The sequence below is a fragment of the Arthrobacter sp. NEB 688 genome (genome assembly GCF_013201035.1).
Lineage (GTDB): Bacteria > Actinomycetota > Actinomycetes > Actinomycetales > Dermatophilaceae > Phycicoccus.
The window spans coordinates 547,718-566,089 of sequence record NZ_CP053707.1; the positions used below are offsets into that span (position 1 = coordinate 547,718).

General features: G+C 74.8%; 17 protein-coding genes. 7 read left to right on the top strand and 10 right to left on the bottom strand.

Annotated elements, in window-relative coordinates; translation table 11 throughout:
- Positions 1-59: 59 nt before the first annotated feature.
- The gene (locus tag HL663_RS02675; RefSeq protein ID WP_286175878.1) at positions 60-536 is read left to right on the top strand and encodes a MarR family winged helix-turn-helix transcriptional regulator; all 477 of its coding nucleotides are present in this window, start codon (positions 60-62) and stop codon (positions 534-536) included.
- Positions 533-2,362 carry an MDR family MFS transporter gene (locus HL663_RS02680; protein WP_173026941.1) on the top strand — a complete coding sequence of 610 codons (1,830 nt, stop codon included), beginning with the start codon at positions 533-535 and terminating at the stop codon, positions 2,360-2,362. Before HL663_RS02675 ends, HL663_RS02680 begins: the two co-directional genes overlap by 4 nt.
- On the opposite strand, the gene HL663_RS02685 is transcribed toward HL663_RS02680, so the two are convergent.
- Positions 2,343-3,554: an MFS transporter gene (locus HL663_RS02685; protein WP_173026942.1), complete on the bottom strand. Its 1,212-nt coding sequence runs from the start codon at positions 3,552-3,554 to the stop codon at positions 2,343-2,345. The genes HL663_RS02680 and HL663_RS02685 overlap by 20 nt on opposite strands.
- Before the next feature lie 295 nt (positions 3,555-3,849).
- Positions 3,850-5,052: an acyl-CoA dehydrogenase family protein gene (locus tag HL663_RS02690; protein ID WP_173026943.1), complete on the bottom strand. Its 1,203-nt coding sequence runs from the start codon at positions 5,050-5,052 to the stop codon at positions 3,850-3,852.
- Positions 5,053-5,138: 86 nt separating this feature from the next.
- On the opposite strand from HL663_RS02690, the gene HL663_RS02695 reads away from it, so the two are divergent.
- The 3 genes from HL663_RS02695 to HL663_RS02705 all read left to right on the top strand — a co-directional run bounded on the left by HL663_RS02695 (position 5,139) and on the right by HL663_RS02705 (position 7,781).
- Positions 5,139-6,083: an EamA family transporter gene (locus HL663_RS02695; protein WP_173026944.1), complete on the top strand. Its 945-nt coding sequence runs from the start codon at positions 5,139-5,141 to the stop codon at positions 6,081-6,083.
- Between the two features lie 136 nt (positions 6,084-6,219).
- Complete coding sequence (locus HL663_RS02700; protein WP_173026945.1) at positions 6,220-6,627, top strand: YciI family protein; 408 nt, start codon at positions 6,220-6,222, stop codon at positions 6,625-6,627.
- The gene (locus HL663_RS02705) at positions 6,624-7,781 is read left to right on the top strand and encodes an RNA polymerase sigma factor (protein WP_173026946.1); all 1,158 of its coding nucleotides are present in this window, start codon (positions 6,624-6,626) and stop codon (positions 7,779-7,781) included. The genes HL663_RS02700 and HL663_RS02705 overlap by 4 nt, the downstream gene beginning before the upstream one ends.
- Before the next feature lie 80 nt (positions 7,782-7,861).
- On the opposite strand, the gene HL663_RS02710 is transcribed toward HL663_RS02705, so the two are convergent.
- From HL663_RS02710 to pdhA, 4 genes are read right to left on the bottom strand one after another with little or no spacing between them, the layout of a single operon-like run.
- Entirely contained in the window at positions 7,862-9,310 is a 1,449-nt protein-coding gene (locus HL663_RS02710; RefSeq protein ID WP_173026947.1) for a hypothetical protein, read from the bottom strand.
- 3 nt (positions 9,311-9,313) lie between these two features.
- The gene (locus HL663_RS02715) at positions 9,314-10,825 is read right to left on the bottom strand and encodes a dihydrolipoamide acetyltransferase family protein (RefSeq protein ID WP_173026948.1); all 1,512 of its coding nucleotides are present in this window, start codon (positions 10,823-10,825) and stop codon (positions 9,314-9,316) included.
- A gap of 15 nt (positions 10,826-10,840) precedes the next feature.
- Positions 10,841-11,812: an alpha-ketoacid dehydrogenase subunit beta gene (locus HL663_RS02720; RefSeq protein WP_173026949.1), complete on the bottom strand. Its 972-nt coding sequence runs from the start codon at positions 11,810-11,812 to the stop codon at positions 10,841-10,843.
- Positions 11,809-13,008, bottom strand: a complete 1,200-nt coding sequence (gene pdhA / locus HL663_RS02725) for a pyruvate dehydrogenase (acetyl-transferring) E1 component subunit alpha (RefSeq protein WP_286175880.1) — start codon at positions 13,006-13,008, stop codon at positions 11,809-11,811. The genes HL663_RS02720 and pdhA overlap by 4 nt, the downstream gene beginning before the upstream one ends.
- A gap of 145 nt (positions 13,009-13,153) precedes the next feature.
- Between pdhA and HL663_RS02730 the strand changes: the two genes are divergently transcribed.
- Positions 13,154-13,552: a hypothetical protein gene (locus HL663_RS02730; RefSeq protein ID WP_173026950.1), complete on the top strand. Its 399-nt coding sequence runs from the start codon at positions 13,154-13,156 to the stop codon at positions 13,550-13,552.
- A gap of 63 nt (positions 13,553-13,615) precedes the next feature.
- On the top strand, positions 13,616-15,409 hold the full coding sequence (locus tag HL663_RS02735) for an alpha/beta hydrolase (protein WP_173026951.1): 1,794 nt from the start codon (positions 13,616-13,618) through the stop codon (positions 15,407-15,409).
- Here HL663_RS02735 and HL663_RS02740 read toward each other — a convergent pair.
- The 4 genes from HL663_RS02740 to HL663_RS02755 are packed head-to-tail and all read right to left on the bottom strand — an operon-like array spanning position 15,376 to position 18,339.
- A complete protein-coding gene (locus tag HL663_RS02740) occupies positions 15,376-15,801 on the bottom strand; it encodes a hypothetical protein (RefSeq protein WP_173026952.1) in 426 nt (141 codons plus the stop codon). The two genes, HL663_RS02735 and HL663_RS02740, sit on opposite strands and share 34 nt — an antisense overlap.
- Entirely contained in the window at positions 15,798-16,973 is a 1,176-nt protein-coding gene (locus HL663_RS02745; protein WP_173026953.1) for a molybdopterin-dependent oxidoreductase, read from the bottom strand. The genes HL663_RS02740 and HL663_RS02745 overlap by 4 nt, the downstream gene beginning before the upstream one ends.
- A complete protein-coding gene (locus HL663_RS02750) occupies positions 16,970-17,671 on the bottom strand; it encodes a TIGR04282 family arsenosugar biosynthesis glycosyltransferase (protein WP_173026954.1) in 702 nt (233 codons plus the stop codon). Before HL663_RS02750 ends, HL663_RS02745 begins: the two co-directional genes overlap by 4 nt.
- On the bottom strand, positions 17,668-18,339 hold the full coding sequence (locus tag HL663_RS02755; protein WP_286175881.1) for a glycosyltransferase family 2 protein: 672 nt from the start codon (positions 18,337-18,339) through the stop codon (positions 17,668-17,670). The genes HL663_RS02750 and HL663_RS02755 overlap by 4 nt, the downstream gene beginning before the upstream one ends.
- Positions 18,340-18,372: the final 33 nt, after the last annotated feature.

The following is an 18,372-nucleotide window of genomic DNA, read 5'->3' on the forward strand; positions in this document are numbered from 1 at the left end:
TGCTGCAAACAACTGCCCGCCCCGGACGCCCGCGTCCACACCCACCCCGAGGAGGTCCGATGCCCTTCAGCGCCGCCTCGTCGACACCGACCGCCGTCCTCGGCGACGAGCTCGTCCGCGTGCTCAAGCTCATGCACGTCGCCAAGGGCCGGGCCCCCCGCATGCACGAGCAGGTCGACCCGATGGCCTACCCGCTCCTGTTCAACCTCGTCCGCACCCCGCTGCGCGTCTCGGCCCTCGCCGAGGCGGTGCACTCCGACGTCTCGACCGTGAGCCGCCAGGTGAGCACCCTCGTCGAGCACGGCCTCGTCGTCCGCGAGCCCGACCCCGACGACGGCCGCGCCCACGTCCTCGCCGTGACCGACGAGGGCACCGCCCTCCTCGTCGCCATCCGCGAGGGCCGCGACCGCTGGCTCCAGGGCCTGCTCGCGGACTGGAGCGACGACGACGTCCGCACCCTGACCCGCCACCTGGCCCGCCTCGCCGCGGACCTCGAGGCCTCCTTCTCCGACCCGACCGCCAGGAGCACCCGATGAGCTCACCCCGCCACGCGGACCCCGACCAGCCCAAGCGCCACGCGAGCGCGCACGCCCCCGGCCGTCACGTCGCCGGGGCCACGCCCGCCGCCCGGCCCGCGACCGCCGGCGCCCCCGCCGGGGACGGACCGGACGGAGCGCTCAGCCACCGCCAGATCGTCACCATCCTCATCGCCCTCATGGCCGGGATGTTCCTCGCGGCGCTCGACCAGACGATCGTCGCCACCGCCATCCGCACGATCGCCGACGACCTCAAGGGGCTGGACCACCAGGCCTGGGCGACGACGGCGTACCTCATCACCTCGACGATCGTCACGCCCCTGTACGGCAAGCTCGGCGACATCTACGGCCGCAAGAAGCTGTTCGTCCTGGCCATCTCGATCTTCGTCGTGGGCTCGGTGCTGTGCACCCTCTCGACCTCGATGACGGGCCTGGCGTTCTTCCGGGCCGTCCAGGGCCTCGGCGCCGGCGGCCTGTTCTCGCTCGCCCTCGCGATCATCGGCGACATCGTCCCGGCCCGCGAGCGCGCCAAGTACCAGGGCTACTTCCTCGCCGTCTTCGGCACCTCGTCCGTGCTCGGCCCGGTCATCGGCGGCTTCTTCGCCGGCACCGACTCGATCCTCGGGGTCACCGGCTGGCGCTGGGTCTTCCTCGTCAACGTGCCGATCGGCGTCATCGCCCTCGCGCTCGTCACCAAGACGCTGCACCTGCGCCACCAGCGCCTCGACCACCGCATCGACTGGCTCGGCGCCGCGCTCCTGTCCGTCTCGCTCGTGCCGCTGCTGCTCGTCGCCGAGCAGGGCCGTGAGTGGGGCTGGGGCTCGGGCCGCTCGATCGCCGCCTACGTCGTCGGTGGCGTCGCCGCCCTGCTCTTCCTCCTCCAGGAGAGCCGGATGGGCGACGAGGCGATCCTGCCGCTGAAGATCTTCCGCAACCGCACCGTCGGGGTCTCCTCGGCCGCCTCGATCATCATCGGCATGGGGATGTTCGGCGGCCTCGCCGCGCTGCCCCTCTACCTGCAGATCGTCAAGGGGGCCTCCCCCACCGAGGCCGGCCTGCTCCTGCTGCCGCTGACGCTCGGCATCATGTCGGGCTCGATCACCTCGGGCCAGATCATCTCCCGCACCGGCCAGTACCGGCTCTTCCCCGTCACCGGCGCCGTGCTCCTCACCGGGTCTCTGTTCGCGTTGCACTACACCGCGTTCGACACCCCGCTCTGGCAGACGATGGTCATCATGGTCTTCTTCGGCCTGGGTCTCGGCTTCAACTTCCAGCCGCTGACCCTCGCCGTGCAGAACGCCGTCCCGCCGCAGCAGATCGGCGTCGCCACCTCGACCGCCACCTTCACCCGGCAGATCGGCGGCACCATCGGCACGGCGGTCTTCCTCACCGTCCTGTTCTCGCTCGTGCCCGACAAGATCGCCTCCGCGTTCCGCACGGTGGCCCCCACCGCCGAGTTCCAGGGCGCGCTGCGCGACCCGGCCAACGCGGCCTTCGCGCAGCAGCTGCAGCAGAGCCAGGCCGGCGGGGGGACCGCCGCGGCCAGCGGTGTGCTCCAGGACAGCTCGTTCCTCAACGGGCTCGACCCGGCGCTCGCCAAGCCGTTCCTCATGGGCTTCTCCGAGGCGATGGACGTCGTGTTCCTCGTCGGCGCGGTCGTCATGGTCCTTGCCGTCGTCGTGCTCGCCTTCCTCCCGCAGGTCGAGCTGCGCAAGGGCTCGGCCTACACCGAGCGCGCGAGCTCCGAGGACGGGCCGGCCGCCGACGACGCGCGCCCCGGGGCGACCCGCGCCGACGACGCGGCGGTCACGGCACCGGCGAGCTGAGGCGCGCGAGCTCGGCACCCTCGAGGTGCCGGCGACGCACCGCGATGATCGCCACGGCCACGAGGCCGGCGGTGACCGGGACGGCGTAGGCGCGCTGCGGCCCGAGCACCTCGACGGCCCAGCCGCCGACCGCCGACCCGGCCGAGATGCCGATGAGGATGCCGGTGACGGCCACCGCCATCCCCTCGGTGACGAGGGCGGCCGGGACGAGGCGCTGCGCGAGCGACAGGCTCGTGATGAGCATCGGCGCGGTGGCCGACCCGGCGACGACCATGACGACGGTCAGCTGCCAGGTGTTCGCGACGAAGAGGGCCGGCACCTCGAGCACGAGCATCGCGGTGGCCGCAACGAGCAGCCGCCGGGTCAGCGTCGAGCGGAAGGTGCGCGCCCCGAACCACAGCCCGGCGAGGGTCGACCCGACCGCGAACCCGCCGAGGACGACGCTCGAGAGGCTGGCGTTGCCGTCGGCCTCGGCGAAGGCGACGGCGACGACCTCGTTGGCGCCGAAGATCACCCCGGTCATCACCAGGGCGGTCGCGACGATGAGCAGCCCGGGGCGGCGCACGGCGAGGCCGCTCGGGCGGTCGGCGCGCGCCACGACCGGCGGCTCGGTCTCGCGGGCGGCGAGGAAGGTGAGGACGCCGACGGTGAAGAGGACCTCGGCGAGGACGAGCCCGGCCTCGGGGAACCACAGGGTCGAGACGAGGACGGCGATGACCGGGCCGATGACGAACGAGGCCTCGTCGGCCACCTGCTCGAAGGACATCGCCGTGTGCAGGCGGTCGGGGTCGTCGCGGAAGATGTACGCCCAGCGGGCGCGCGACATCGGCCCCGGCTCGGGCAGGAAGGCGCTGACGCCGTAGAGGACGAAGAGGGTCCAGACCGGGGCGCCGAACCCGGAGGCGAGCGCGGTGCCCAGGCCGGCGACGGCCGAGAGGACCATGAACGGCCGGGCCACGCGGCGCTGGCCGTGCTGGTCGATGAGCCGCCCGAGGACGGGCCCCGCCACCGCGAGCACCGCGAGGCCGACGGCGCTCACCGCGCCGGCGAGACCGTACGAGCCCTGCCGCTCGCTGACCATGACGATGACGGCGACGCCGAACATCGCCCCACCGGTGCGGGAGAGGGCGGTCCCGGCGATGAAGCGCAGGGCACCGGGGACGGCGAACAGGGGGCGGTAGGGCGCGAGCACGGGGGCCTCGTCGGTCGGGCGACCGCCGGGGCACCCGGCCGGGTCGAGCGTGGGGGATCAGGTCCCCACCAGTGTGCTCCCGGGGCGTGAGCGCGGACAAACCGGTTCCGGCGTGGCCCGTGGCGCGCTCGATGGCGTCGGAGCGGGGGTGGTCACCCCCGTCCGGCGCCACGACGGCCGCCAGGACGACGCCCAGCCGCCGCTCCGGTCCCCCGGCCCGACGCCGGTGCGGGCTACACCGCAGTAAGTGTCGCCACAGCAGCAGTTACTGCGGTGTAGCCGGGACCGAGGGGCGTCAGCGGAAGGCGGCCTCGCCGGTCAGCGCCTGCCCGATGACGAGCGTGTGCATCTCGACGGTGCCCTCGTAGGTCAGCACCGACTCGAGGTTGTTGGCGTGCCGCATCACGGGGTACTCGCCGCTGATGCCGTTGCCGCCGAGGATGGTCCGCGCCGTGCGGCAGATCTCGATCGCCTTGGTCACGTTGTTGTACTTGCCGACGGAGACCTGCTCCGGCCGCAGCCCGACCGAGTCCTTGCGCCGACCGAGGTGCAGGGCGAGGAGGCGCCCGAGCTGGAGCTCGGTCGACATGTGCGCGAGCTTGGCCTGGGTCAGCTGGAAGCCGGCGATCGGCCGGTCGAACTGGGTGCGCTCCATCGAGTAGCGGCGGGCGGAGTCGAGGGCCGAGCGCGCGGCGCCGAGGCATCCCCAGACGATGCCGTAGCGCGCCTCGGACAGGCACGACAGCGGCCCCTTGAGGCCGGTGACGTCGGGCAGCACGGCGTCGGCCGGCAGGCGCAGCCCGCTGAAGGTCAGCTCGGCGGTCACCGACGCCCGCAGCGACATCTTGTTCTTGATGACGTGCGCCTCGAACCCCGGCGTGTCCGTCGGGACGACGAAGCCCCGGATGCCGCCGTGCTCCTCGCCGGCGTTGGCCCAGACGACCGCGACGTCGGCGAGCGTGCCGTTCGTGATCCACATCTTCGAGCCGTCGAGCACCCAGTCGTCGCCGTCGCGGCGGGCGCGGGTGCGCATCGAGGCGGGGTCCGAGCCGTGGTCGGGCTCGGTGAGGCCGAAGCAGCCGATCGCCTCGCCGGCCGCCATCCGCGGCAGCCACTCCTGCTTGTGCTCCTCGGAGCCGAACGCGTGGATGGCGTACATCGCGAGGCTGCCCTGGACCGACACGAGCGAGCGGATGCCCGAGTCGCTCGCCTCGAGCTCGAGGCAGGCCAGGCCGTAGTCGACCGACGACATCCCGGCGCAGCCGTAGCCCTCGAGGTGCATCCCGAGCAGGCCGACCTTGCCGAACTCGCGGGCCAGCTCACGCGCCACCGGCAGATCGCCGGACTCGTACCAGCCCATGACGTGCGGCTCGACGAGGTCGTCGCAGACCTGCCGGACCGTGGCCCGGATGGCCTTCTCCTCGTCGGTGAGCATCGAGTCGACGTCGACCACGTCGAGGGGGTCGGAGGGGCGCTTCGGCATCGTCGACGAGCTCATGGGGCCATCATGCCGGGGCGGGGGCGGGGTCGCCGGTGTGACCTCCGCCTCGGAACAACCGCCGCGAGGGCTCGGTTGGGCCGGGCATGCCCTCGACGACGACCGCCGCCCCCGCGCGCGCCGGGGCGCTGCCCCTGCTGCCGGCCGCCGCGTTCGTCGTCGTGTGGTGCTCCGGCTACGTCGCCGGGCCGGCGGCCGTGCAGGCTGTCTCGCCGTTCTGGGCGCTGCTGCTGCGCTTCGTCGTGGCGGCCGCGGTGACGGCGGCGCTCGCGTGGCGGCTGCGCGGGCCGTTGCGGATCCGCCGCGCCGTGCTCGGCCGCATCGCCCTCGTCGGGCTGATGATGAACGGCGTCGTCTTCGCGCTGATGTACCTCGCCTTCGACGCCGGGATGGGCGCCACGCTGGCGTCGCTGCTGCACGCGCTGAGCCCGGTGCTGACCGTCGTGCTCGCCCGGGTCGTGCTCGGCGAGCGGCTCGGGCGGCTGCAGGTGCTGGGGTTCGTCCTCGGCGTCGTCGGGGTGCTCGTCGTGCTCGGGCCGGACGTCGACGAGGCCGGTGGCGTGCTCGGGGTGGGGCTCGGGCTGCTCAGCCTCGTCGGGCTGAGCGTCGGGACGCTGGGGCAGCGCTGGTTCCACCTCGACGACGGCGACCCGCCCGACCCGCTGTGGTCCGCCACCGTGCAGTTCGCGGTCTGCGTGCCGCCGCTGGCGCTGCTCGCGCCGCTGCTCGAGGGCGTGCCGTCGGTCACCGACCCCGTGGCGGCGTCCGTCTCGGTGGGCTGGCTGGCGCTCGTCAACTCCGTCGCCGGGCTGCTGCTGCTCGGGCTGCTGGTGCGCCGGGGCGGCGCCGGGGCGTCCTCCAGCCTCTTCTTCGTCTGCCCGCCGGTCACCGCCCTCATGGCGTGGGCGGCGTTCGGCGACACCCTGACGCTGCGCGAGGTGCTCGGCATCGTCGTCGCGGTGGTCGGCGTCGGTATCGCCACCGGGGTCGCCGGCCGCCGCCGCGCCGCCACTTCCCGCGAATGTGTGTGAACTCGCCGGAGAACACCGGCGAGTTCACACACGTTCGCGCCAGATCGGGGGTGCGGGGATGTCGAGAACGCGTCGGCGGCTCCGACCCAGGGGTGAGCGCGGCCAGAATGGGCCGCACCACACCGAGGAGACACCGATGGCGAAGTACCTGATGCTCAAGCACTACCGCGGCCCCAAGGGCGCCGTGCACGACGTGCCGATGGACCGGTGGACGCCCGAGGAGGTCGACGCGCACGTGCGCTTCATGGACGACCTCGCCGACGACCTGCGCGCCAGCGGCGAGTTCGTCGACGCGCAGGCGCTCTCGCCCGGCGGCATGTGGGTCCGGTTCGACGGCGAGGGGAAGCCGCCAGTCGTCGACGGCCCGTTCGCCGAGACCAAGGACCTCATCGCCGGGTGGATGGCCATCGACGTCGAGTCCGAGGAGCGCGCCCTCGAGGTCGCGTCCGTGCTGTCGTCGGCGCCGGGCGCGGGCGGCATCCCGATCGGCGAGTGGCTCGAGCTGCGGCCCTTCCTCGACGACCGGCCCAACGCCGTCGAGTGAGCGCGCTCGACCCCTCGCTCGTCCGCGAGCTCGCGCCGCAGGTCATCGGCGTCCTCGTCCGCCGCGGCGCCGACTTCGCGTCGGCCGAGGACGCCGTCCAGGAGGCGCTGCTCGCCGCGCACGAGCAGTGGGCCGACGAGCCGCCGCGCGACCCGAGGGCCTGGCTGGTCACGGTCGCGTGGCGGCGGCACGTCGACCTCGTCCGGTCGGACGCCTCGCGCCGGGCGCGCGAGGAGCGGGTCGAGCGTGAGCCGGCGCCCGGGCCGGCCGCGACGTCGGAGGACACCCTGTGGCTGTACTTCCTCTGCGCCCACCCGTCGCTGTCCCCCTCCGCCGCAACCGCTCTGACGCTGCGGGCGCTCGGCGGGCTGAGCACGCGGCAGATCGCCGAGGCGCACCTCGTGCCCGAGGCGACGATGGCCCAGCGCATCAGCCGGGCCAAGCGCACGGTGGCCGACGTGCCGCTGGAGGTCCCCGGCGACCTGTCCACCGTGCTGCGGGTGCTCTACCTCGTCTTCAGCGAGGGGTACGCCGGCGAGGTCGACCTCGCGGCGGAGGCCATCCGGCTGGCGCGGTGGCTCGTGGCGCTGACCGACGAGCCCGAGGTGCGCGGCCTGCTCGCGCTCTTCCTGCTCCACCACTCCCGCCGGCCGGCGCGGCGGGATGCCGACGGCCGGCTCGTGCCGCTGCCCGAGCAGGACCGCTCACGGTGGGACCGCGAGATGGCCGCGGAGGGCATCGACCTGCTGCAGGGGGCGCTGGCGCGCGACCGCCTCGGCGAGTACCAGGCGCAGGCGGCGGTCGCGGCGCTGCACGCCGACGCGCTGCGGGCCGAGGAGACCGACTGGGTGCAGGTCGTCGAGTGGTACGACGAGCTCGTCGTGCTGACCGGCAGCCCGGTGCACCGGCTCAACCGGGCGGTCGCGGTCGGCGAGGCCGACGGTGGTGCGGCCGGGCTGCGGGCCCTGCGCGAGCTCGACCCGGCGCTGCCCCGGTACGCCGCCGTGGCCGCCCACCTCCACGAGCGGGCCGGCGACCTCGCAGACGCCGCGCGCCTCTACGCCGAGGCCGCCGCCGCCGCGACGCGCACCGACGAGCGCGACCACCTGACCCGGCAGGCCGCTCGCCTCGCGCCCCATCGCCGCGACCCCTGACCCCGGCTCACCCTCCCTCATCGCGAACGTGTGTGAACGCGCCGGGAAAGCCCGGCGTGTTCACACACGTTCGCGGGAGGTCAGCGGGCGGAGGCGGCACCGAGGAGCGCGGCGAGGCCGAGCGCGCTGCGGGGGTCGTACGCCGTGCGCCAGAGACCGCCGTGCACCGCCGCGTACGCCTCGTCCTGCCACGGGTGGTCGTGCGCCGGCGAGCCCTGCACGAGGTCGTGGACGAGCAGCGCCGCCATGAGCGTGTTCGCGGTGCCGGGCTCGAAGACCTCGACGCCGAAGCGGTGCGCACCCGAGTACGCCGCCGCCAGCGCACGGTTCTTGACGACCGAGCGGGTGCGCGTCGGCGGCGCGACCTTGAACGAGACCGTCGTGCCGGCGGAGCGCGCCGCGGTGGCCCGCCAGCGCTGGATCCGCTTGGCCAGCAGGTAGTTCGGCCCCTGCTGGAGCACGACCGAGTCGTTGATGCCCGGCTCCGTCCCCGGGACGTAGCTGCGCCGCAGCAGGCGCCCGCCCGAGAGCGTGCGCAGCGGCACCCGCAGGACCTTCGAGGTCCGCCGGGTGGCGTAGGCCTCGACGGATGCCGCGACCGCCTCGCCGGGCACCGCGAAGACGTCGGTCGGCGTCGCGAGGAAGGACAGGGCCGTGTCGGAGCGCCGCGCGAGCACGGCGTGCGTCAGGGCGTCGACGGCGGTGCTGACCCGGACGTTGGTCGCGCCGTCGGCGTAGACGTAGTTCCCGAGGACGAGGCGCCCCTCGAGGCCGCCGACCCAGGCGGTGGCGTCGGGCAGGTCGTGCAGCAGGTCGACCCCGGCCCGGTGCGCGAGGTCGCCGCCACCCGCGCGTGCGGGCACGAGGAGCGTGCCGGCGAGGCCGCGGGTGTCGTCGAGCAGGCGCGTCCACAGCTCCGGGCGCGGCAGGTCGAGCGCGGCGACGGTCGCGCCCCAGCGCAGGAGCGAGCGCAGCGGACCCATCTCGGCCGCCGCGCCGAGGACGACGACGGTGCGCCCGTCGAGCCGCAGCCACTCGGGGTTCTCGAGGACGGCGGTGACGGCGTCGCGCAGGCTCGGCTCGACGACGTCGGCGTCGACCCACGCGTCGAGCTGGCGGCGCAGGTCGTCACCGGCGAGCCGGCGCCCGCGGTAGGGGATGGTCAGGGCCGTGTCGGCGCGACCCTCGCCGGCGCGGACCTCGACCCCGGGCGCGGAGCCATCGGTCACGGCCGCCGACAGCGGCTGCTCCTCGGCGCCCTCGGGGCTCCACCGCATCCGGTCGTGGACGGACGCGAGCCCGGCCTCGGCGACCGATCGCGCGTCGGCGTAGCTCGGAAGCCCGGCCTCGACGAGGCGCCGGAAGTGCGTGAGGTAGCCGCTGCGCCAGTTGGTCTCGCGCTCGGCGGCGCCCGCCCCGACGGGGTCGACCGGGCGCAGCGCGTCCGCGACGACCCCGCGGCCGGTGGCCGACGTCGAGCGTCGCTCACCGACCGTCGGGAAGACGACCCCGTGCTCCCCCGTCGCCACCGGTCAGCCCCAGACCAGCCCGCGGGCGGGGTCGGCGAGCAGGGCGGCGACGTCGGCGAGGAAGCGCGAGCCGAGCTCGCCGTCGACGAGGCGGTGGTCGAACGAGAGCGCGAGGGTCGTGACCCACCGCGGCTCGATGCGCTCGTCGGCACCGGTGCCCACGACCCACGGCCTCCGGGTGACCGAGCCGAACGCGAGGATGGCCGACTCGCCGGGGTTGAGGATCGGCGTGCCGGCGTCGACCCCGAAGACCCCGACGTTGGTGATCGTCAGCGTGCCGCCGGACATGTCGGCCGGGGGCGTGCGGCCCTCGCGAGCGGTCGCGGTGAGTGCCGCGATCGCGTCGGCGAGCTCGCGCATCGTCATCCGGTCGGCGTCCTTGATGTTCGGGACGACGAGGCCGCGCGGCGTCGCGGCCGCGATGCCGAGGTTGACGTAGTGCTTGAGCACGATCTCCTGGGCGGCCTCGTCCCAGGCGGCGTTGATGCCGGGGTTGCGGCGCACCGCGACGCACATCGCCTTGGCGAGGACGAGGAGCGGCGTGACCTTGACGTCACGGAACTCCCTGTCGCGCTTGAGGTTCTCGACGAGGTCCATCGTCGCGGTGACGTCGACGGTGACCCACTCGGTGACGTGCGGGGCGGTGAACGCCGACGCGACCATCGCCTGGGCCGTGTGCTTGCGCACGCCCTTGATGGGGGTGCGCACCTCGCGGACGCCCATCCGGTCGGCGCCCGACCGGGTCGTGATGTCGTCGGGGTCACCGTCGGCGTAGGCGTGGGACCACTCGCCGTCCGCACCGGCCCCCGCAGCCGCGGCCTCGACGTCGGCGCGGGTGACGACGCCGCCGTCGCCGGTCGGCGTCACGGACCCGAGGTCGACCCCGAGGTCCTTGGCCAGCTTGCGCACCGGCGGCTTGGCCAGCGCGCGGGCGCCGGTCGCGCCCTCCGGCTGTGCAGAAATCGACACATTCGTCGATTTCTGCACGGGGGCGGGGGCCGGCGCTGCGGTGGGGGCGGCTGCGGGGGACGGGGATGCGGCCGGGGCGGGCGCTGCCGCCGGGGCCGCGGCGCCCTTGCGGGGGCGGCGGACGGCCTCGGTCTGCTTGACGCCGTAGCCGACGAGGACGGCGGTGCGCCCGGTCGAGGTCGTGCCCCCGATGAGCCCCTCGCCGATCTCCTCGCCGTCGGACCCGGAGGCCGCGGAGGCCGCGGGAGCCGCCGGCTCCTGCGCCGCGGCGGGCGCCGGCGCGGCGGGAGCGGCCGGGCCACCCACACCGTCGTCGACGGTGATGATCGCCGTGCCGACCTCGACGGTGTCGCCCTCGGCGACGTGCAGCGCCGACACGGTGCCGGCGAACGGCACCGGCAGCTCGACGAGCGACTTGGCCGTCTCGATCTCGACGACGACGTCGTTGACCTTGACGGTGTCGCCGACGGCGACGTGCCAGGTGACGATGTCGGCCTCGGTCAGACCCTCGCCCGGGTCGGGGAGCTTGAACTCACGAAGAGCCATCTGCGGCAGCGCCTTTCAGTACGCGAGCGAACGGTCGACGGCGTCGAGGACCCGATCGAGGTCGGGGAGGAACTCCTCCTCCAGACGGCTCGGCGGGTAGGGGACGTTGTAGCCGCCAACACGCAGCACGGGCGCCTCGAGCTCGTAGAACGCGCGCTCGGTGAGCATCGCCGAGATCTCCGCGCCGATGCCGAGGAAGGTCGAGGCCTCGTGGACGACGACGACGCGGCCGGTCTTGCGCGCCGACGCGAGGATGGCCCCCTCGTCGAGCGGCGAGAGCGAGCGCAGGTCGACGACCTCGATCGAGCGCCCCTCCTCCTGCGCCGCCTGCGCGGCCTGGAGGCAGGTCTTGACCATCGGGCCGTAGGCCAGCAGCGTGAGGTCGGTGCCCTCGCGCAGGACGCGGGCCGAGCCGAGCGCGCCGTCGGGGCCGTCGCCGACCTCGCCCTTGTCCCAGTAGCGCCGCTTGGGCTCGTAGAAGACGACCGGGTCGTCGGACTCGATCGCCTGCTGGATCATCCAGTGCGCGTCGTGCGGGTTGCTGCACGCGACGACCCGCAGGCCGGCGGTGTGCGCGAAGTAGGTCTCGTTCGACTCGCTGTGGTGCTCGACCGCGCCGATGCCGCCGCCGAAGGGGATGCGGATGACGATCGGCATCTTCACGAAGCCGAGCGAGCGGGCGTGCAGCTTGGCGACCTGGCTGACGATGTGGTCGAACGCCGGGTAGACGAAGCCGTCGAACTGGATCTCCACCACCGGGCGGTAGCCGCGCAGGGCCATCCCGATCGCGGTGCCCATGATGCCGGCCTCGGCCAGCGGGGTGTCGATGACGCGGTCCTCGCCGAAGTCCTTCTGGAGGCCCTCGGTGACGCGGAAGACGCCGCCGAGCTTGCCGATGTCCTCGCCCATGAGGACGACCTTGGGGTCCTTCTCCATGGCGGCCCGCAGGCCCGAGGTGATGCCCTTGGCGATCGTCGTGGTGCTCATCGGGCCCCCTCCTCCTCGAACGACGCGTGGTAGCCGGCGAACCACTCCTTCTCGCGCGCGGTGACCGGGTGCTCGCTCGCGTAGACGTGGTCGAACATCTCGGACGGCTGCGGGTCGGGCATCGACAGGCAGCGCTCGCGGACCGAGGCGCCGAGCTCGTCGGCCTCGGCGTCGACGGCGTCGAAGAACTCGGCGTCACCCGTGCCGGTGGTCGTCAGCCAGCGCTTGTAGCGCTCGATCGGGTCGCGGTGCTTCCAGACCTCGACCTCGGCCGAGACGCGGTACTTCGTCGGGTCGTCGGACGTCGTGTGGGCGCCCATCCGGTAGGTGAAGGCCTCGACGAAGGTCGGGCCCTGGCCGGAGCGGGCGGCGTCGAGCGCCTGCTTGGTGACCGCCCAGACGGCGAGGACGTCGTTGCCGTCGACGCGGATGCCGGGGAAGCCGAAGCCGCGGGCCCGGTGCCACAGGGGCGCCCGGGTCTGCTTCTCGTTGGGCTCGGAGATGGCCCACTGGTTGTTCTGGCAGAAGAAGACGACCGGGCTGTTGTTGACGCCGGCGAAGACGAGCGCCTCCGAGACGTCGCCCTGCGAGGTCGCGCCGTCGCCGAAGTAGGCGATGACGGCGGTGTCGCGGGCCCCGTCGCCGGTGCCGACGTCGCCGTCGCGCTGCACGCCCATCGCGTAGCCCGTCGCGTGGAGCGTCTGGGCGCCGATGATGATCGTGTAGAGGTGGAAGTTCTTCTCGTTGGGGTCCCAGCCGCCGTGGTTGACGCCGCGGAACATCCCGAGGAGGTTGACCGGGTCGACGCCGCGGGTCCAGGCGACACCGTGCTCGCGGTAGGTCGGGAAGGCGTAGTCCTGGCGGCGCATCGCGCGGCCGGAGCCGACTTGGGCCGCCTCCTGGCCGAGCAGGCTGGCCCACAGGCCGAGCTCGCCCTGGCGCTGGAGCGCGGTGGCCTCGGCGTCGAAGCGGCGCACGAGGACGAGGTCGCGGTAGAGGCCGCGCAGGGCCTCGTCGGACAGCTCGTCGACGAGCGCGTCGAGCTCGGCGTGGGGGACGCGCTCACCCTCGGGGCTGAGCAGCTGGACCATCTCGGGACCACCCTCGTGGGCCGGGCGCTCGGGAGCCTCCGCGGTGGTCACGTGGTGGTCGACGCCGAAGGCGGTCTCGAGGGGGGCGACCTCGTTGTCGCTCACTGGGCACTCCTTCTCGGGCCCCGGTGTGGGGGGCCGTTCTCGGGGGCGTCGCGACGTCGCTGCGGGGTGTGGCAGGGGTCACGGCCGGTGTCGGGGCCACCGTACCCGGCGCGCGGCCCATCCCGGGAACGGGCAGAGTGGCCGGATGACCTCCGCCGCCCGGCCGCTGGCCGTCCTCGTCACCGGGACCGTCCTCGCCCTCACCGGCTGCGGCTCGTCGGATGGCCCCGGGGGCGCCGCACCCCCCGCCTCCGCGCCGCTGACGGAGGCGCCGGCCGACCCCGGCGCGACCTCCACGCCCGATCCGTCGCAGGGCGCGCGCGGCCGCTTCACCGAGGCGACCGTCGAGGTCGCCTCGACCGGCGGCGGCTGCACGTACGTGACCACCGACGCCGGGGAGCGCTGGGCCCTGCGGGGCACCGTCCCCGAGGTCTCCGCAGGTCAGCGCCTCGCCGTCACCGGGGCGCCCGACGACACGGCGTACGACGCCTGCCCCGACGGCCGTCCGTTCCTCGTGACGGCCGTGACGCCCGCCGTACGCTGACCCGTGCGGCCGCCGCCGCGCACCGGGACGAGGCGGCCGAGGGACGACGACACCCGAGGGACGATGACACTGCAGACGCGCGCACGACCGGGCGGCGCGCGCGGTCGTGCGGTCCCGCTCGTCGCCCGCCTCGCCGCGACCGGCGCCCGCCTGCAACGGTTCGAGCCCCCGCTCGGCGCCCCCTCGCGGATCACCGAGGCCAGGTTCTCCGGGCCGGGGCTGCTCCTGGGGGCGGTCTTCTTGGCCGCGTCGCTGGCCCCCTCGCTCCTGCCGCGCCCCTCGGTGGTCCAGGGCGCCATCTCGGGGGTCAGCCTCTTCCTCGGCTACGCGGCCGGGACCGCCCTGTCCGCCCTGCGCGCCTACCTCGGCATCCCCCGGCTGCGCGGGCGGGTGCACGAGGGCGTCGTCGGCGCGGCCGCCGCGGTGGCGGTCGCGGCGCTCGTCCTCGCCGCCTGGAAGCAGGTCGGCTGGCAGAACGACATCCGCCTGCTCTACGGGATGCCGCCGATCGGCCCCGACGGCTGGCCCCTCGTCGCGGCGGTCACGGTGCTGACGGCGGTCGGGCTCCTGCTCGTCACCCGCACGGTGGTCGCGGCCTTCCTCGGCGTGCGGCGCCGCCTCAACCGCCGGATGCCCCGCCGCGTCTCAGCGCTGCTCGGCGGGACGCTCGTCGTCGTCGGGCTCTGGGCCGCGTTCACCGGGGTGCTCGTCAACGCCTTCTTCGCCGGCGCCAACGCGCTGTTCGCCCCGTCCGACCAGGTCGTCTCGGCCGGCTCACGCGCCCCGACGGCGCCGGTGCGCTCGGGCGGCCCCGGGTCGCTCGTCGACTTCGCCGACCTCGGCGCCGAGGGCCGCGGGTTCGTGTCCGGCGGCCCGACCGTCGACGCCATCAACGCGGTGACCGGCGGCGGGGCCCGCCTGCCGGTGCGCGTCTACGTCGGGCTGCGCAGCGCCGAGACGGCCGACGAGCGGGCGCAGCTCGTCCTGCGCGAGCTCCAGCGCACCGGGGGCTTCGAGCGCAAGGTGCTCGTCCTCGCGACGACCACCGGCACCGGCTACCTCGACCGCAACGGCACCGACCCGCTCGAGTACCTCTGGAACGGCGACACGGCCATCGCCGGCGTGCAGTACTCGTACCTGCCGAGCTGGATCTCGCTGCTCGCCGACCAGGACTCGGCCCGCGAGACCTCGCAGGCGGTGTTCTCGGCCGTGCACCGCTACTGGTCGACGCTGCCCGAGGAGAGCCGCCCGCGTCTCTACCTCTACGGCCTCTCGCTCGGCGCCTACGGGGTCGAGAGCATCCTCGGCTCCTTCAACCTCATCAACGAGCCGATCGACGGGGCGCTGCTCGTCGGCCCGCCGTTCGTCAGCCCCGTGCACGAGCAGCTCGTGGCCGAGCGGGACGCCGGCAGCCCCGCGTCCCTGCCGGTGTACGGCGGCGGGCGCACCGTGCGCTTCGCGTCGGAGACCCGGGACGTCGACCGCACGCCCGGGCAGTGGGGGCCGACGCGGGTCGTCTACCTCCAGCACGCCTCCGACCCGGTCGTGTTCTTCAGCACCGACCTCGCCTCCACCCCGCCGGCCTGGCTGCGGGCCGACCAGCGCGGGCCCGACGTCTCACCGCGGATGGGCTGGTTCCCGCTCGTGACGATGGTGCAGGTGCTCCTCGACCTGCCCGGCGCGGGTAGCGTCCCGATGGGCTACGGCCACCTCTACTCCGCGCCGGCCAACCTGCGGGCGTGGGTGGCCATCACCCGCCCGGAGGGCTGGGACGCCGCGAGCCTGGCCCGGCTGTCGGACGTCGTGGCGCAGCGCCCGCACCCCTACGGGCGCGGCTCGATCTCGTCGACGGGCTGAGCGCGACGGGCGCGCACGGCGCCGACGACGGTGAGCAGCACCGCGACCGCCGCGATGACCAGCCACCCGGTGCGGTACGGGCGGTCGAGCAGCGTCGGGTTGTCCGGGCGTGCGCCGTAGCGGCCGAGCACCGGGACGGCGACGAGGGTGAGCGGCCCGAGGACGACGAGCAGGCGGACGAGCGGCGGGCGCATCCACGCCGGGGCGGCGAGGCCGAGCAGTGCCCCGAGACCGACGACGACCGGGGCGAGCACGGCGTCGTGGGCGAGGATGCCGCCGACGACCCACACGAGGACGTCGACCACCTGCGGCCCGAGGTCGGAGACGAGCAGCAGCCCCCAGGCGAGGGCGGCCAGCCCGACGACGCCCAGCAGGGCCCGCGCGGCCCTCATGCCCGGACCACCTCGACCTCGCCGAGCCACTTGGTCTGCAGCACACCGGGCCTGGCCGAGGTGATGAGCCGACAGGGGTAGCCGTGGTCGGGGTCCAGCGGCTCGCCGGCCAGCGAGAGCGCGAGCAGCGAGTCGGTGCGCGCGACCCAGGCCGAGGGCAGCGTGCTCTCGCGGTAGGCGCCGCGCGGCTGGAGCGAGCGGACGAGGACGTCGTCGGACGTCGTGCCGCCGACGAGCGCCACGACGTCGCGGACGGCGACGCCGCCCCACGTGCCGCTGGCGCTCCAGCCCTCGACGCAGGCGATGGGGAGGACGACCGAGCGCTGGGGCATCGCGAGGAGCTCGTCCCGCGAGAGCTCGACCGTGCCGGTGGGCCCGGTGACCTTGAGCCGCCATGCCGGGTCGACCGCGAGGTCGGCCACGAGCGCCCCGACCGCGCTGCGGTTGACCGGTATGCCCTGCGGCCCGTCGCCGGAGCGGACCGCGAGCAGCGCGACCCGGCGCAGCCCCGGCAGCTCGACGGCCGAGGTCGCGACGACCGCCACGGCGGAGGCCAGCCACGTCGTGCGCAGCAGCGAGCGGCGTGACGGCGTGCCGGCACGGGCCGGCCGGGTCTCGGGCGGGGCGCCGAACGCGGCCCGCACCTGGGGCAGCTTGACGGCGACGTGGAGCACGACCGAGCCGACGGCGACCCATCCGATCGCGTAGTGCGACCGGATGAAGTCGAAGCGCCACGGGTACCACTGCGCGGAGTTGGCCAGCCCGGTCGCGAGCTGGAAGATCGCCGACCCGACGAGCAGGAAGACCGAGACGCGCTCGAGCAGGTGCAGGACGAGGCGCTTCGGGGCGAGCGGCGGGCGCTCGAAGAAGCGCGGGAACACCGACCACAGCTTGACGAGCAGGAGCGGCACGGCGGCCGTCCCGGCGGCCACGTGCAGGCCCTGCGTCACCTGGTAGAGGCGCGTCGGGCCGGTGGGGAGCGGGAAGGACCCGGGGTGCTGGAGGGCGTGGCTGAACACGCCGGTGAGGAAGCACACGACGAACGCCGGCCCGAGCCAGACACCGATGCGGGCCGCCGTGCGGGGCCCGCGCAGGGTGTCGTCGAAGTCCTCCGGGCGGGGGATGCGGGCGTCGAGGCGCGCGGCCACGCCGCGGAGCGCCCGCTCGCTCATCGGGTCGCGCCCGTGCTGCCGCGCTCGGCGTCCGGGAGGAGCACGAGCGAGCGCCACCGCTCGGCGAAGCGGGTGCCCGGCGCCTCGAGGGCGACGGCCTCGGCGTCCTCGACCTCGTCGACGTCACGCAGCGCCGGACCCTCGACGGGGGCGTGGCCGGCGTCGGCGAGCGCCGCGGCCGTGAGGCGGCCGGTGTCGGCGCGGCTCATCGGCACCCCGGCGAGGACCCGGGCCTGGTGCGGGTGGGTGGTCACGAGCACCCACCAGCCGCCGTCGAGCGCGGGGCCCAGCACCGGCCGGTCGTGCTCGTGGGCGGCGTCCGAGACGGCGCGCAGCTGGTCGGGGTGGGCCTGCGGCGTGTCCATCCCGACCTGGACGACCGGCCCGCCGGCGAGGCGGTGGGCCTGCCGGTGGCCGTCGACGAGGCGCTCGGCGAAGATGCCACCGCCCTGGGGGACGACGTGCCAGTCGGCGGCCATCCGCCGGATCGACTTCTCGCGCAGGGCCTGCGAGAGGTCGCCGGCGAGCGCGAGGACGCGACGGCCGCGCGGCCAGACCTGCGCGGCGGCGTCGAGGGTGTCGAGGAGGGCGGCGGCGGCGAGGTCGGCGGCGGCCTCGTCGCCGACGCGGGCGGCGAGGCGGGTCTTGGCCTGACCGGGCACGGGGGCCTTGGCCATGACGAGGATGCTGCCCCTCATCGGCCGGCCTCCGTCGCGAGGACGCGGGCGAAGTCGCGGCCCGCCCGCAGCGTCCCGCGGACCGAGCCGGACACCTTGGAGCGGGTGCCGGCCGCGCGCGGCATGTAGGTGATGTCGTGCTCGGTGATCGTCCAGCCGGCCCGCTGCGCGCGGACGAGCAGCTCGACGGGGTAGCCGAAGCGACGGTCCTCGACCCCGAGGTCGAGCAGGTCCGTGCGGCGGCAGACGCGGGCCGGCGCGATGTCGCGCACGGCGAGGCCGGTGCGCCGGCGCAGCCAGGCGAGGACGACGGCGTTGCCGGTGCGGGCGTGCCACGGCCAGACGCCGCGCGCTCCGGGGCGACGGCGGCCGACGGCCATCGTGGCGGTGCCGTCGCGGACCTCGGCGAGGAGCGGCACGAGCTCGGCGGGGTCCATCGAGCCATCGCCGTCGAGGACCGCGACGTACTCGGCGCTCGCCGCCTCGACACCGGCGTGCACCGCGGCGCCGTAGCCGGGCCGGGACTCCTCGACGACGGTGGCGCCGAGGCCGCGGGCGACCTCGGCGGTGCCGTCACGCGAGCCGTTGTCGACGACGATGACGGCGAAGCCCTCGGGCACGCGGGCCATCACGCCCGGGAGGGCGGCCGCCTCGTCACGGCACGGCAGCACGAGGTCGCAGGTGGTCACGGAGAGGAGCGTAGGTGGTCGCGGGGGTGCGGA